Annotated in this window: 14 protein-coding genes; 5 read left to right on the top strand and 9 right to left on the bottom strand. The window is 38.5% G+C overall.

Going from position 1 to position 12,714, the window contains the following annotated elements:
* Positions 1–62 precede the first annotated feature (62 nt).
* Positions 63–515, top strand: a complete 453-nt coding sequence (locus KYH19_RS13300) for a hypothetical protein (RefSeq protein WP_219075474.1) — start codon at positions 63–65, stop codon at positions 513–515.
* 193 nt (positions 516–708) lie between these two features.
* Here the strand turns inward: KYH19_RS13300 and KYH19_RS13295 are convergent, their stop codons facing one another.
* The 3 genes from KYH19_RS13295 to KYH19_RS13285 form a co-directional block, all read right to left on the bottom strand.
* On the bottom strand, positions 709–1,278 hold the full coding sequence (locus KYH19_RS13295; protein ID WP_219075473.1) for a hypothetical protein: 570 nt from the start codon (positions 1,276–1,278) through the stop codon (positions 709–711).
* Between the two features lie 320 nt (positions 1,279–1,598).
* Entirely contained in the window at positions 1,599–2,312 is a 714-nt protein-coding gene (locus KYH19_RS13290) for a hypothetical protein (protein WP_219075472.1), read from the bottom strand.
* A 327-nt stretch (positions 2,313–2,639) separates the two neighbouring features.
* Positions 2,640–3,140: a DUF2004 domain-containing protein gene (locus KYH19_RS13285; protein ID WP_219075471.1), complete on the bottom strand. Its 501-nt coding sequence runs from the start codon at positions 3,138–3,140 to the stop codon at positions 2,640–2,642.
* 156 nt (positions 3,141–3,296) lie between these two features.
* Here KYH19_RS13285 and KYH19_RS13280 point away from each other — a divergent pair, with 156 nt between their 5' ends.
* Positions 3,297–3,701 carry an EVE domain-containing protein gene (locus KYH19_RS13280; protein WP_121287062.1) on the top strand — a complete coding sequence of 135 codons (405 nt, stop codon included), beginning with the start codon at positions 3,297–3,299 and terminating at the stop codon, positions 3,699–3,701.
* Between the two features lie 214 nt (positions 3,702–3,915).
* Here KYH19_RS13280 and KYH19_RS13275 read toward each other — a convergent pair whose 3' ends face one another.
* The gene (locus KYH19_RS13275) at positions 3,916–5,097 is read right to left on the bottom strand and encodes a cation:proton antiporter (protein WP_132400684.1); all 1,182 of its coding nucleotides are present in this window, start codon (positions 5,095–5,097) and stop codon (positions 3,916–3,918) included.
* Positions 5,098–5,168: 71 nt separating this feature from the next.
* The gene (locus tag KYH19_RS13270) at positions 5,169–5,690 is read right to left on the bottom strand and encodes an acyl-CoA thioesterase (RefSeq protein ID WP_219075470.1); all 522 of its coding nucleotides are present in this window, start codon (positions 5,688–5,690) and stop codon (positions 5,169–5,171) included.
* A gap of 330 nt (positions 5,691–6,020) precedes the next feature.
* On the opposite strand from KYH19_RS13270, the gene KYH19_RS13265 reads away from it, so the two are divergent.
* Both KYH19_RS13265 and KYH19_RS13260 read left to right on the top strand, forming a co-directional pair.
* Positions 6,021–6,311, top strand: a complete 291-nt coding sequence (locus KYH19_RS13265; protein ID WP_132404428.1) for a transposase — start codon at positions 6,021–6,023, stop codon at positions 6,309–6,311.
* Complete coding sequence (locus KYH19_RS13260; protein ID WP_132404431.1) at positions 6,254–7,171, top strand: IS3 family transposase; 918 nt, start codon at positions 6,254–6,256, stop codon at positions 7,169–7,171. The genes KYH19_RS13265 and KYH19_RS13260 overlap by 58 nt, the downstream gene beginning before the upstream one ends.
* A 411-nt stretch (positions 7,172–7,582) precedes the next feature.
* Here KYH19_RS13260 and KYH19_RS13255 read toward each other — a convergent pair whose 3' ends face one another.
* On the bottom strand, positions 7,583–7,759 hold the full coding sequence (locus KYH19_RS13255; RefSeq protein WP_219075469.1) for a hypothetical protein: 177 nt from the start codon (positions 7,757–7,759) through the stop codon (positions 7,583–7,585).
* A gap of 25 nt (positions 7,760–7,784) precedes the next feature.
* Here KYH19_RS13255 and KYH19_RS13250 point away from each other — a divergent pair, with 25 nt between their 5' ends.
* Positions 7,785–9,272 (top strand): alpha-amylase, encoded by a 1,488-nt coding sequence (locus KYH19_RS13250; RefSeq protein ID WP_219075468.1) that lies wholly within the window; start codon positions 7,785–7,787, stop codon positions 9,270–9,272.
* Positions 9,273–9,432: 160 nt separating this feature from the next.
* On the opposite strand, the gene KYH19_RS13245 is transcribed toward KYH19_RS13250, so the two are convergent.
* The 3 genes from KYH19_RS13245 to KYH19_RS13235 are packed head-to-tail and all read right to left on the bottom strand — an operon-like array spanning position 9,433 to position 12,703.
* The gene (locus tag KYH19_RS13245) at positions 9,433–10,359 is read right to left on the bottom strand and encodes a hydroxypyruvate isomerase family protein (RefSeq protein ID WP_219075467.1); all 927 of its coding nucleotides are present in this window, start codon (positions 10,357–10,359) and stop codon (positions 9,433–9,435) included.
* Between the two features lie 18 nt (positions 10,360–10,377).
* Positions 10,378–11,373, bottom strand: coding sequence for an FAD:protein FMN transferase (locus KYH19_RS13240; RefSeq protein WP_219075466.1), 996 nt, complete (start codon positions 11,371–11,373; stop codon positions 10,378–10,380).
* Between the two features lie 10 nt (positions 11,374–11,383).
* Positions 11,384–12,703: a Gfo/Idh/MocA family oxidoreductase gene (locus KYH19_RS13235; protein ID WP_219075465.1), complete on the bottom strand. Its 1,320-nt coding sequence runs from the start codon at positions 12,701–12,703 to the stop codon at positions 11,384–11,386.
* Positions 12,704–12,714 lie beyond the last annotated feature (11 nt).

Here is a 12,714-nt window from a genome sequence, read left to right as displayed (position 1 = left end):
TGGAATTTACGATTTTACGCATAACTTCTTAATCCAAATGTTTAACTTTAAATATGAACGAAATGAAGATTAGACCACAACAGATTTGGGATTTATATCATATTTCAGTGAATAACGCTCATGAACTTCTCATTGCGCTCGGGTTTAGTTTCAATCACAAAGTGGAAAACTTAATTCTTTATCAGACTCATGGCAAAGCTTTTATTTTAACTGAAGAAGGAGGTATCATAACGAAAGTTCAATACAAAATGACAGATAAAGCAATTTATTATGACTGTATTGAATATGCAAAGGAGACTTTAGCATTTGAAACCATCTTTGAAGAATTTGAGCCTTCAGCAGATATTTTACGTCTTGATGATGAAAAATGCACGCTGACAGGCATGGCCATTCATGCTAACGATAATCATCTATCGTTTGGAATAACGCTGCTCGCTAAACTTCCACTTCCCACACCTGAAAATAAAGTTGAGGTAATTTTAGCGCCACCACCATTACCGAAAGACATCCAGTAAAATTTAAAGCTCATATTCTAAACTAATAGCATAGAAGGCATTTCACTTACTTAAGCCCCATTCTAGCATAATTCTCAGTGCGCCTGGCCAGAGCATAGGCCTGACTTGTGCTTAAAAATCCGTAAATTAAATCTCTGCTAAGCACAAGTCATCCAGCCCGCTAGTCTAAAAATTAAGACTTGCGCTAGTAATTTTATTCAGTGAATTTATTAATCTTGATTAGTTTTCCTCCAATAGCACCAAACTGTATTTCATCACCAAAATATCCCATAAACGGCGACATTAAAACTAATGCACAGTATCTATCATTGTTGTCAAACGTAATATATTCATTAAACCTGAAATCTATTAAATAGAATTCACCTTCCTTTATTGATTTTGCAGTCTGTTCATCAGTAATGGCATAAATACTCATCTCAACCTTACTCAGTACCCCTGTGTCATAATATTTTGAAGTTAGCAAATGCTCAAGATCTAAAATGTATTTATCGCCACACTTCTCAACTCTATTTAATTTAAATGGCAAATCTTTTAGAACACCTTTTTTGATGGCTTTCTTGAAATCTTTCTTCAAGGTTTCATTCAATTCATCTTTGATAACTGTATTAGTATTGTAGCCATTAAATTTATTTTGGATTGAATCTAAGTAGCGTTCTATATTCAGAGTGCGCGTTTGCTTTTGAACTGTTGATGTTGAAGAACTTCCGCAAGATATAAATAAGCAGCTTATAGCTATTAGTAATGGGTTTTTTATTGATTTCATGTATCGTAAGGCTTTTAATTAAATTATGGCAATAAGTGTTTAGGTAGATCTTTAGACTATTTACAATAGGGTATCGCAAAACTAGATACCTTGTCAAGCATATCATCGCTAAGTTTATATTTCTTCTGCAAATTATGATAGGACAGTTCATCTAGTCGATCAATCATTGCGGCTTGTGTTGTGAAAGAATCTGTTTGACTGGCCAATTGGATAAGCGCCGCACCTGTCTGTCCATAGCTCATCAATAAAACCCCTGCTTTAGCAATTCTTTCATTTTAATCTTTGGTATTACATCTTTCAAAATCTCATTATAATGAGGGTTAGTCTTGGGGTTTAGAGGTGATAATTGGAGCAAGTTCTTTTTTTAATTTTTCAAATTCCTCTTTACTCATCATATCAATTTCCATTAATTCTTTCGCTTCTTTTAATTTTGCAATAGCCTCATCTCTAGTCATTTTTCTGTTTTTTAGTAAAACTTCACCAGACTCAATAGCTAACTCTGTATCCATTACACTTAAATATTTATTTATACCAAAAGCTCTACCATTTATTTCACCTAAAACCATAACGACGTACAAAGGTTTATTTTTACTGCCCCTATGATATGTTATTATTTCATTGACAATTACAGAAGTATTTTTTAAACTATTATCTGCCATACTCTGCGCATTTCCATTCATAGCAGCCATAATACTTCCAAACCCAGCAGGTCTACCCATTTGTAAGAATTCGTAAGTTTTTTTAGAAGTACTTCTTGATTGGGCTACACCTCCTCTTGCTTTGGTGCCATAACTGCCTGAATAAGTCCTAGTGTTCATTTCTTCAGAAGTAGGCGTTCCTAATATTAAAGTGTCACCTATCTTTACACTATTCTTACTAACCGTTATATACTCTTTTACTTTAGCACCATTTTTAATTGAGCTAAAAAAAATAATGTCTTGGGTATTGGCGTATGTTAATAAATCAATATTTTCTTGGGCATAGATATTGACGCTTGACAATAGGACAATTAAAAAGGTAATTGTTTTTTTCATAATCGTTGTTTAATAGAATTGGTTTGTTTATTTTTCTTACAACTAAAATATAAGGGCTATACTGTAGCGCATAGTTGCCCAGAACTGGGCAGATTGGCGAAAGAGAGTAGCGTATTTATAAATTAGGATTAAAAGTATGTAAAAAAATCAATATACCATCAAATTGACTTCTACATCTAGCGCAAGTCTTAGTGCCCCCTGGTCAAAGTATTGGCCTGACTTGTGCTTGATAAATCCGTCAATTAAATCTCTGCTAAGCACAAGTCATTCAGTCCACTAGCGTAAACGCTAAGACTTGCGTTAGTAATGGATGGTGGCTGTAGGTATTTAGCTTTCCATTGTCATATAGTCCAGTTGTCCGTTCTCATCAGTATTTATTACTACCAAATAATTTGTTATATCTTTTCCAATTGAGTAATCAAAAATGGCGAAGTTATCTTCATTATCAGGATAAAGACCAACTCTAACTAATTTCAATTTTGACAAAAGTTGCTGTTCAGGTTCTGTTATCGTGTCGTTAAAGTTTACAAGTTTTGTAAGTTCTTCTTTATCTAGTTCCTCAAGATGGTGTTCTAAGTAAAATTTTACTGTGTCGCCATCTTCGTCATTATAGTCATCGAGAATATATGTCTTATTCAGCTTGTCAAATTTTTCTAATTTTTCAATGAAATTTTTTACTTTGGCTAGTATTAATGTGTCAACCGTCTGGTTTTCAAAATTAAGGTCTACTTGAATTTCATTTCCATTTAATTCAATATCAACATCATAATATTCTTCTAAATTTTCTGTCGGTAAGTTTCCGAAATATGGTAAAGCGTATTCTGCCATTTTTGTTATTAATTTATATCCACAAGATATTAATTTTCATTGAAAATGATATTCCGAAAAACTAATCAATTTTTAATATTTTGAAAACTCATTCTTTTCAACCTATTTTCTAATCCGTTCTGTTTTGTTAGTTTTGAGCCTTAAATAAAGAATAAGATGAACCATTGGTTAGTAAAATCAGAGCCTTTTAAATACAGTTGGGAAAAATTTAACGAAGATGGCCGCACCTTTTGGGATGGTGTGCGCAATTACCAGGCACGGAATAACCTGAAAGCCATGAAAGAAGGCGATTTGGTGCTTTTTTACCACAGTAACGAAGGCAAAAACGTAGTGGGCATTGCCAAAGTGGTGAGAGAATTTTACCAGGACCCTACAACTGATGATGCCAACTGGGTGGTGGTTGATTTATCGCCTGTAGAAAGCCTGAAAAACCCGGTTTCGCTGGAGCAGATTAAAGCTGAGCCAAGTTTAGTTGATATTTCATTGGTTAGACAAGGGCGTTTATCGGTAATGCCGCTTAAAGCCACAGAGTTTGATAAGATTTTGGAAATGGGGGCGTAGTTTGAAGTCCTTATTCTGTAGTCCAAAGTCTTTACTCGGAAGTTTGGAGTCTATTGAACGGGGGGGTATAGTTTGGAGTGGATTAACCGGTTTAAACAACTGACGATATAATCTGTCTATATAGATCTCTCCATTTCGCTGCGCTACATCCGATAGCTATCGGATCGAGATGACGATCAGCACAATGAACCAAATGAACTACTGAACCAATAAACTACTGAGCCACACTATTTCTCTTACTCAGCGTAATCCCAAGCGTCATTACAATACTCGAACCCAACACCACGAGGAATAAAAACGGTGTACCCACTTCCTGTATTTTTAGTGAGGCGGGCAGGTTGAAATAAAGTAAAATGCTGATCAGTCCGCGGGGGGCGATGTATAAAATCGGGCCTAAAGTATCCTTTTTAAATATTTTAAGGAAGAGCATCCTGATAAGGTATATCGTGATCAGAATAAAAAAGCCATTGGCGAGTACGATCTTGTTGTTCAGTTCGCCGATGTTCATGGTAAAACCGAAAATAACGAAGAAAAAAGTCCGCAAAATGAAGGCACTTTCTGCCGATAACTGGTAAAGCTGCGATAAATCGGCCGTTAAATTCTTATATAAAAAAATACTCCTGAACCAAACGTTCTGGATGGTATCGGCATTGTTCAGGAATAAACCAGTACTCAGGATCAGTACCAGCGAAGAGAGGTGGTAAGACTGCCCAATGGCATAAACCAGGATGAGGATGGCGATGATCAGGAAAAATTTGATGTGGTGTACCAAGCGGCCCATAATGTACAACAATACCACACAGGCAATGGCCGATAGCAAAAGGATGAGAAAGGTACTTAAGCCCAGGCCGATAAATGCGGAGGTAGTGACCGAATGGTTGGTAATGGTGAAATTAAAAATGATGATCCCCAGGATATCAGAGAAAGAGGATTCGTAGATCACAAACTCTTTATCTTTATTGTTTAATGCTGCGGCCGATGGAATGGCAATGGCGGAACTGATTACACTAAAAGGGATGGCATTGGCAATACAGGTATATAAATCGTGGTGCGAAATCTGGTAAATAATGGTGGTAATTACGCTGGTGGTACCGAGTAAAATACTTAAGGCCGAAAAAAAAGCGCTTTTAATGACCTTGTTTTTATGCTGATCATATTTAAGTTCGAGCGAGCCCTCAAAAACAATCAAAATTAGACCTACAGTACCCAATGTGGGTAAAATAGATAGAAAATTGAAGGTTTGTATCTTTAGGTTATCGACCAGTAAACGTAAACCAATACCTAAAAGCAGGAGCAATAAAACCGATGGTACTTTGGTTTTACTCGCCACTAAATCAAACAGATAAGAGAATATTACTAATCCGCTTAAAATAATAAGTATGGTGTAAGTTGTCATATTTTTCAGCGTAAGGTAGACTGCTAAAATAAAACAATCATGTTAAGCTGAAAAGAAATTTAACGTAAAAATTATGCTTTAAAGAAAAGTGCCTTGAGTTCGCTGGCCTCATCAGGATGCATTTTGCCACCCAAAACCAAACGTAACTGCCTGCGGCGCAGGGCACCATCAAACAAATCAATTTCTTCCTGCGTTTCCGGAATAAGTTCTGGTACGGGTATGGTGCGTGCACTCTGATCAAGCGCTACAAAGGTATAGTACGCTTCGTTGCTTTTCTGCCTTGCACCACTCGGAATATTTTCTGCCCATACATCTAAACGCACTTCTACCGAGGTATTAAAAGCCCGGGTTACTTTAGCTTCGATGGTAATTACATCACCTAATTTAATGGGCTGTTTAAAAGAAACATTATCAACCGAAGCGGTCACCACGATACGGTTACAGTGTTTTTGAGCCGAAATTGCCGCTGCAATATCCATCCAGTGAAGCAAACGCCCACCCATCAGGTTATTTAAGGTATTGGTATCATTTGGTAATACCAATTCGTTCATAATGGTAAAACTTTCTCTGGCAAATTTCTTTTTTAAACTCATTAAGGGCAAAAGTAATTAAAATGTGGTTAAGATTGTATTGCAAATAGATTCTGGTGGATTTAGCAGATGTTTTTCGGAGGTGATCTGCGCAATTAGTGGGAAAAGCGTTGCGAGATTGTTCCCGCAGATTTAAGAGATTTTCGCAGAGTTAGAGCCTGTTTAAATTTTATAAGAAATATAAATAGCCTTTTGCTGTCACCCTTAGGGATAATTTTTTGTATAAAAATCAATATAAGTGACAGTAGAATTTAATGGAAATAATGGAGTTGCTACATTTGACTGGAGGGTTTTATTTGTCAGATTTAAACATTAAACTTTAAATTTGAATATATGAGCAGACGAATATTTGATGAGCCTTTTAAAAGAATGGCTTTGGATCTGGCCCATGCGCGGGGTTCGATAAAGGATGTTGCAATAGAATTGGGTATAAGTTCGAACCTTTTAAGTAAATGGAAAGAGCGCGAAGGAATTGCAAAAGCTGATACTACAAGCCTTAGCGAGGAGCAGCAATTGATTCGGAAACTTCAAAAGGAGCTTAAAGAAGCCCAGCTAGAACGTGATATATTAAAAAAGGCGGTAGGCATCTTTTCCAAGGGAGACGGGAGATATTCGGATTTATAAAAGATTACCGAAAGATATTTTCTGTTGAAAGGATGTGTAGGGTATTTGGAATAAACAACAGTAGTTTTTATTACTGGTTAAAAAACCCCCAGGGTAAGCGGCTTACCGATGATAATTATCTTATGATAGAGATAAGCAAGATTTACGCAGAGAGTAAAGGGTGTTACGGGAGTCCGCGTATTACTGCCGAATTATGTTCCAGAGGGATCTTTATCTCTCGGCCCAGAGTTGCCAGGCTGATGCGCAGATTGGGTATAAAGAGTACCATCCGTAAGAAATGGGTACAGACAACAGATTCACAGCACACTTACTCCTTAGCAGAAAATTTCCTTAATAGAGATTTTTATGCCGCCAATATTAGAGAGAAATGGGTTTCAGACCTCACTTATATACAAACTGGGGAAGGTTGGCTATATCTGACAACAGTTATAGATCTGGCGGATAGAAAAGTTGTAGGCTGGTCATTAAGTGAAAATATGGAAGCTGAGAACACCACGATAAAGGCATTAGAAATGGCTATAAAGAATAGACCTATTACCCAACAGTTAATTTTTCACTCAGACAGAGGTATACAATATGCATGTTCCGAGTTCAGAAAAAAATTAGAATGCTTAGGGATAAAGCAAAGCATGAGCAGAAAAGGAAACTGTTGGGATAACGCAGTTGCAGAGAGTTTCTTTAAAACTATAAAAACAGAAATGATATACCAGCAGATATATAAAACAAGAGCGAAGGCTAGTTTAGCCATTTTTGAATATATAGAGGTCTGGTATAATAGAAAAAGAAGACATTCATACTTAGGGTACTTATCGCCATTAGAGTTTGCAAACAGCTCAATAAATCCTAAAATCGCAGCTTAAAAGAAAGAAAAATATCTAAAGTAATGCTTCTCAATAAAAATAATATGACAAAAAAAAATCTCCAGTAGACTATTGCAATTCCAATAAATCTCTCCGAGCGATCGTCATTGCGAGAAGGCTTTTTCAGCCGACGAAGCAATCTTTATAGCAAGGATCATTAGCATGATAGATTGCTTCGTCGTTCCTCCTCGCAATGACGACCTTTTTTGGGAGTCTGTCAATGGTAGCGTAGTCGATTGCTTTATTAATGCGTTGAAATGGTCTTCGACTACGCTCAGACTGAGATAGGAAATAAATTTTATTTAATTTTAAACAGGCTCTTATTATTTTGTTTTACTGCGAGCATTGGCGAAATCAGCGGGAAAAGCATGAGTAATATTGTTCCCGCAGATTCAAGAGATTAGCGCAGATTTAAGTTGTTTTTCTGCGGGCATCAGCGAAATCAGCGGGAAAAGCACACCCAAGATTGCTCCCGCAGGTCAAAGGGATTTTCGCAGATTTAAGTTGTTTTTCTGCGGTGATCTGCGAAATCAGCAGGAAAGAACTTGTGAAGATCTTCAATCCAAAAACAAATTCATCAGCTCTCATGTTATCCATACAAAAAATCTAATTAATGCAAAACCAGACCCTGATCCAATTTTTTCATTGGTACTATAACGAAGAACAAAATTTATGGACTAAAGTAGCTGCTGAAGCAAGTCATTTAAAAGAAATTGGCGTAACATCCGTTTGGTTGCCACCAGCCTATAAATCGAACAATGCCGCTTATGATGTTGGTTATGCGGTTTATGATCTGTTCGATTTGGGCGAGTTCGATCAGAAAGGAAGTGTAGGTACCAAACATGGTTCTAAAGACGAATATATCAAAGCAATTGAAGCACTGCACAATAATGGGGTAGGTGTTTTAGCCGATGCGGTTTTTAACCACAAAGCAGGTGGCGACGAACTCGAAAAAATAGCCGTTAGAACGGTAAATCCTGATGATAGAAATGAATTTACCAGCGATGTTTTCGAAATAGAAGCCTGGACAAAGTTTACTTTCCCCGGGAGAAAGGGTAAATATTCTGAATTTATATGGAATCATGAATGTTTTAGTGGGGTAGACTGGGCAGAGGATAGAAAGGAAACAGCTATTTATTCGATCCAAAACCACTTAGGTGAAGGTTTTGAAGAGGTTCCATCTACTGAATTTGGTAATTACGATTACCTGATGTTTAATGATATCGATTACCGCAACAGGGCTGTAGTTGAAGAGTTAAAATACTGGGGCGAATGGGTAGTGGAAACCACTAAGGTAGACGGTTTCAGGTTAGATGCGGTTAAACACATCAATCCGGATTTTATTGTAGAGTGGATCGATCACCTGAACCAAAAATTTAACAGGGAGTTTTTTATTGTAGCCGAGGATTGGAATGTGGTGGATATAGCGGGGCAATTGAACTATATTGAAATTACCGGCGGGAGGACACAAATATTCGATTCGCTTTTGCATCATAATTTTTTCCTGGCGAGTAAGAACGAGGAATTTGATATGCGGACGATTTTTGATGGAACGCTGGTACAGGTAAAGCCTGATCTGGCGGTAACATTTGTTGATAATCATGATTCGCAACCTTTGCAGGCACTAGAATCTTATGTCGATTTTTGGTTCAGGCCTTTGGCTTATGCCATGATCCTGTTGCGTATGCAAGGCATTCCCTGTTTATTCTTCCCTGATCTGTATGGAGGAATTTATGATGATAAAGACAAAGAAGGTGATGAGGTACATGTTGAGCTAGTGGCCATCCCTGCGGTCGAAACCATGAGTAAAATCCGTACAGCCTTAGCCTACGGTGAGCAACGTGATTATTTTGACCATGGCATTTGTGTAGGATGGACCCGTGCCGGTGATGAAGAACATGAAAATAGTGGTTTAGCCGTATTGTTGAGTACAGGAGAAGAAGGATTTAAAAAAATGGAAATTGGTAAACACTTTGCCGGAAAAACCTTTGTTGATGCCCTAGGCTATCGCCAGCAGGAAGTAGTTATTGATGAAAATGGTTGGGCAGAGTTTCATTGCAATGCGGGAAGTGTATCGGTGTGGGTGTTGAAAGTGGGGTAGGAGAAGAGAGTGATATATGTGGTCTGTGGGGACACAGACCACGGCGTGGAATCGTCATTTCGACCGTAGTGGAGAAATCTTTGAACATAGTTATAGCAAGTTTAAAGATCTCTCCATTTCGCTGCGCTTCAGTCGAGATGACGACACTTATTTGAACAACTTACAAAAAATTATCCTCAGCCCTATACGCCGAAATAACAGCGAGCTCACCCTCTTTTCCACCTTTAGAATTGCCGTGTTCCATGCCCATAACGCCTTTGTAGCCTTTGGTATGCAGGTGTTTGAACAGGTTTTTATAATTGATTTCTCCGGTTGTCGGTTCTTTCCGGCCTGGGTTATCTCCAATCTGGATATAGGCAATTTCATCCCAGCAACGATCGATGGTTTTAATTAAGTCGCCTTCTGTACGTTGCATGTGGTAAATATCATAAAGAATTTTACACGAAGGACTTTTAACCGCTTTACAAACTGCGTAGGTTTCATTTGTTTTTTGCAGGAAAAGTTCCGGGGTATCGCTCAGGGTCTCCAAGACCATAATCAAACCGTGGGGTTCAAAAATCTCCGCTCCGGCTCGCATGGCATCAATTACATTGGCAAACTGATTGCCGTAAGGCAAGTTGCGTTCATAAAACCCAGGCACTACGGTAAGCCATTTGGCATTACAGCGTTTTGCGGCTTCCACCGATTTTTTACAGGTTTCGATAAATTTATCTCTAAATTCTTTTTTGCCCGTAGTTAACGAGGTTTTCCAGTTATCGCCACCATCTACCACAAAAACACCCATGCGCATGCCCAGTTTCGCCAGTAAATTACCGATTTTATCCTGTTCTTCAACAGAACGACCGAGATAACCGTTATCTTCTATCGAACGGAAACCTTTATCGTACATAAACTGGATCTGATCTAAAAAACTCTTGCCTGCATGGTTTTGGAACATGCCCTGGTGCGGTGCATAATCGAGGTTAAAAGTTTTATCGCTTAATGTATCATTTGTTTTTTCGGCAGCAAAAGTATTGGTAAATCCTGCTCCTGTAGTAATCGCACCAGCTGTAAGCAGGCTATTTCTTATAAACTCACTTCTTTTCATCGGTTTAGTTTTAACAGATTAGCGTATAATTAATTTTTTGAATCCTTTAGTTAGCGTATCGGCTACTTTGCCATCTTTTTGATGATACACAAAATAAGCTTCAAGGTTTTTTCTGCTTTCTACGAAAGCCATGGCATCTTTGAGGTGCATGGCCATTAAGGCATTGTCATATCCATCGGCTGTAATGGCATCTTTGGCATAAACGGTAACGCTAATCATTTCATTATCTAAAGGATATCCTGTTTTAGGATCGATCAGGTGAGAAATTTTTTTCTTGCCGCTTTGATGGAATTTGCGGTAGTTGCCCGAAGTGGTAATGGCGCCAGAATTTATCGCAGCGATATGCCTGATTACCGGAGTTCCATCCTTATCTGGACCTTCAATGCCAATTTTCATGGTTTCGCCATTGGGTTTAGGTCCTGAAATCCGAATTTCGCCTCCCAGCTCGGCCACGTATTGCTTAATTCCTTTTTGTTCAAGATAAGAGGCAATTAAATCGACACTATAACCTTGTGCAATTCCGTTTAAATCGATTTGTATACAGGGCTTTAGTTTGCTTAATAAACCATTCTTCAGTTTTAGGTTTTTCATGCCTACACAGGCCAATATCGATTTAATAACTGCCGGATCGGGTTCTTTTTTAGCCTCTTTTGGACCAAAACCCCAGGCTTGTACCAATGGGGCAACGGTAATATCGAAAATGCCTTTTGTATCCTGGTTGATCTCAAAACTCCTTTTTAGCACGTCGTTCATAAAACGATCGGTTTTAATTTCTTTTCCGGCAGCATTAAATTGATTTATCAATGATCCCTTTTTGTAAAGCGACATCGATAAATCAATTTCGTTCAATAAACTATCTATGCCAGCTTTAGTGGCCAAACTATCAGTAGCATAGTACATTATTGCATAATCGGTTCCCTGTGCAAAACCATCGATTTTATACTGCCTCAATTCTTTTTTAAACGAAAAGGCAAAAATCAGTGGCAAAATGAAAAGCAAAAACCTGTAGCGCATCAATTTAGTTTTAGATTACCTTTGTTTGTCCGGGCATGGCAATAGGGTACAGTCCTTTTTCATCAGGCATTAACCTTGGGTTGGCATCCCATGCAAAACGCTCAGGCATTAAACTGATGTTCGACGCTAAAGCTTCATCCCATTTAATGGTTTGACCAGAATAAGTAGCATAACGACCGATAATTGAAGAAAATGTGCTTGTTGCAGCATAATCTACATTACTGAATTTGTATTCTCCCTTAGAAACCGCATCGAACAGTTCGTCGTGCTCTGTTTGGTATGGATTTGCATTTCCTTTGGTGTTGTGGTTATAAAGCTCTTTGCCACTGTAATCTTTCATAATGGCCTGGTTGCTGCCCGAAAGGTAAATTTTGCCTTTGGTGCCCTGAAAAGATTCATCAACACGGTTAGCGGTACCCTCGAAATGGCGGCATTGGCTATTGATTACCGCACCATCGGCATACGTTAATTCGATAGAGTGGTTATCATAAATCTCCCCATAGTCTTTTCCTGTTCTCCAGGCACGGCTACCTGTTCCCTGTACCGAAACCGGATGTCCGTTTTTTATCCAGTTGGCAATATCGATATTATGTACATGTTGTTCAACAATATGATCGCCGCACAACCAGTTGAAATAATACCAGTTTCTCATTTGGTACTCCATTTCGGTTTGGTTTGCTGTGCGCGGACGTACCCAAACGCCCCCGCTATTCCAATATACCTGGCCCGACATAATATCGCCAATGGCACCATCGTTAATGCGTTTCATCGATTCGCGATAGTTGGTCTGGTAACGGCGCTGTAAACCTACTACAACGTTTAATTTTTTCTTTTTCGCTTCTTCGGCTGCGGCCAATACTTTTCTGATGCCCGGTGCATCTACAGCAACAGGTTTTTCCATGAAAATTTGTTTATTCTGTTTAACTGCTTCCTCGAAATGGATCGGACGGAAGCCCGGAGGCGTAGTTAACAACACTACATCGGCCAATGGAATGGCTTTTAAATAAGCGTCAAAACCTATAAACTGGCGTTCTTTCGGAACATCCATTTTTGCCGCAAATTTCGAACTTAACGATTGGTAACTGCTGTCTAGGCGATCCTGGAAAGCATCGGCCATGGCAACCAGTTTAATGTTAAATTTAGTGCTCAAGGCCTGGAAAGCTGCTCCTGTTCCACGGTCGCCACAGCCAATTAAGGCAATTTTAATGGTATCGGATCCTGATGCATATGCTCCTGCTAGTGGAATACTGCTTAACATGGCCCCGCCGGCCAGCATGGCTGTTGCTTTTAGAAAATCGCGACGATCTTGTTGGTTAATTGGTTTTTTCATGTGTTTAATTT

The organism is Pedobacter sp. D749, assembly GCF_019317285.1.
GTDB lineage: Bacteria > Bacteroidota > Bacteroidia > Sphingobacteriales > Sphingobacteriaceae > Pedobacter.
The sequence above is the reverse complement of the archived record's forward strand: the minus strand, read 5'-3'. Positions and strand labels throughout refer to the sequence as shown.

What these genes read in the sequence shown, in the direction of transcription:
- KYH19_RS13300 (WP_219075474.1), top strand. Translation starts at nt 63, where the DNA reads ATGAAGATTAGACCACAACAGATTTGGGATTTATATCATATTTCAGTG.
- KYH19_RS13295 (WP_219075473.1), bottom strand. Translation starts at nt 1,278, where the DNA reads ATGAAATCAATAAAAAACCCATTACTAATAGCTATAAGCTGCTTATTT.
- KYH19_RS13290 (WP_219075472.1), bottom strand. Translation starts at nt 2,312, where the DNA reads ATGAAAAAAACAATTACCTTTTTAATTGTCCTATTGTCAAGCGTCAAT.
- KYH19_RS13285 (WP_219075471.1), bottom strand. Translation starts at nt 3,140, where the DNA reads ATGGCAGAATACGCTTTACCATATTTCGGAAACTTACCGACAGAAAAT.
- KYH19_RS13280 (WP_121287062.1), top strand. Translation starts at nt 3,297, where the DNA reads ATGAACCATTGGTTAGTAAAATCAGAGCCTTTTAAATACAGTTGGGAA.
- KYH19_RS13275 (WP_132400684.1), bottom strand. Translation starts at nt 5,097, where the DNA reads ATGACAACTTACACCATACTTATTATTTTAAGCGGATTAGTAATATTC.
- KYH19_RS13270 (WP_219075470.1), bottom strand. Translation starts at nt 5,690, where the DNA reads ATGAGTTTAAAAAAGAAATTTGCCAGAGAAAGTTTTACCATTATGAAC.
- KYH19_RS13265 (WP_132404428.1), top strand. Translation starts at nt 6,021, where the DNA reads ATGAGCAGACGAATATTTGATGAGCCTTTTAAAAGAATGGCTTTGGAT.
- KYH19_RS13255 (WP_219075469.1), bottom strand. Translation starts at nt 7,759, where the DNA reads ATGAGAGCTGATGAATTTGTTTTTGGATTGAAGATCTTCACAAGTTCT.
- KYH19_RS13250 (WP_219075468.1), top strand. Translation starts at nt 7,785, where the DNA reads ATGCAAAACCAGACCCTGATCCAATTTTTTCATTGGTACTATAACGAA.
- KYH19_RS13245 (WP_219075467.1), bottom strand. Translation starts at nt 10,359, where the DNA reads ATGAAAAGAAGTGAGTTTATAAGAAATAGCCTGCTTACAGCTGGTGCG.
- KYH19_RS13240 (WP_219075466.1), bottom strand. Translation starts at nt 11,373, where the DNA reads ATGCGCTACAGGTTTTTGCTTTTCATTTTGCCACTGATTTTTGCCTTT.
- KYH19_RS13235 (WP_219075465.1), bottom strand. Translation starts at nt 12,703, where the DNA reads ATGAAAAAACCAATTAACCAACAAGATCGTCGCGATTTTCTAAAAGCA.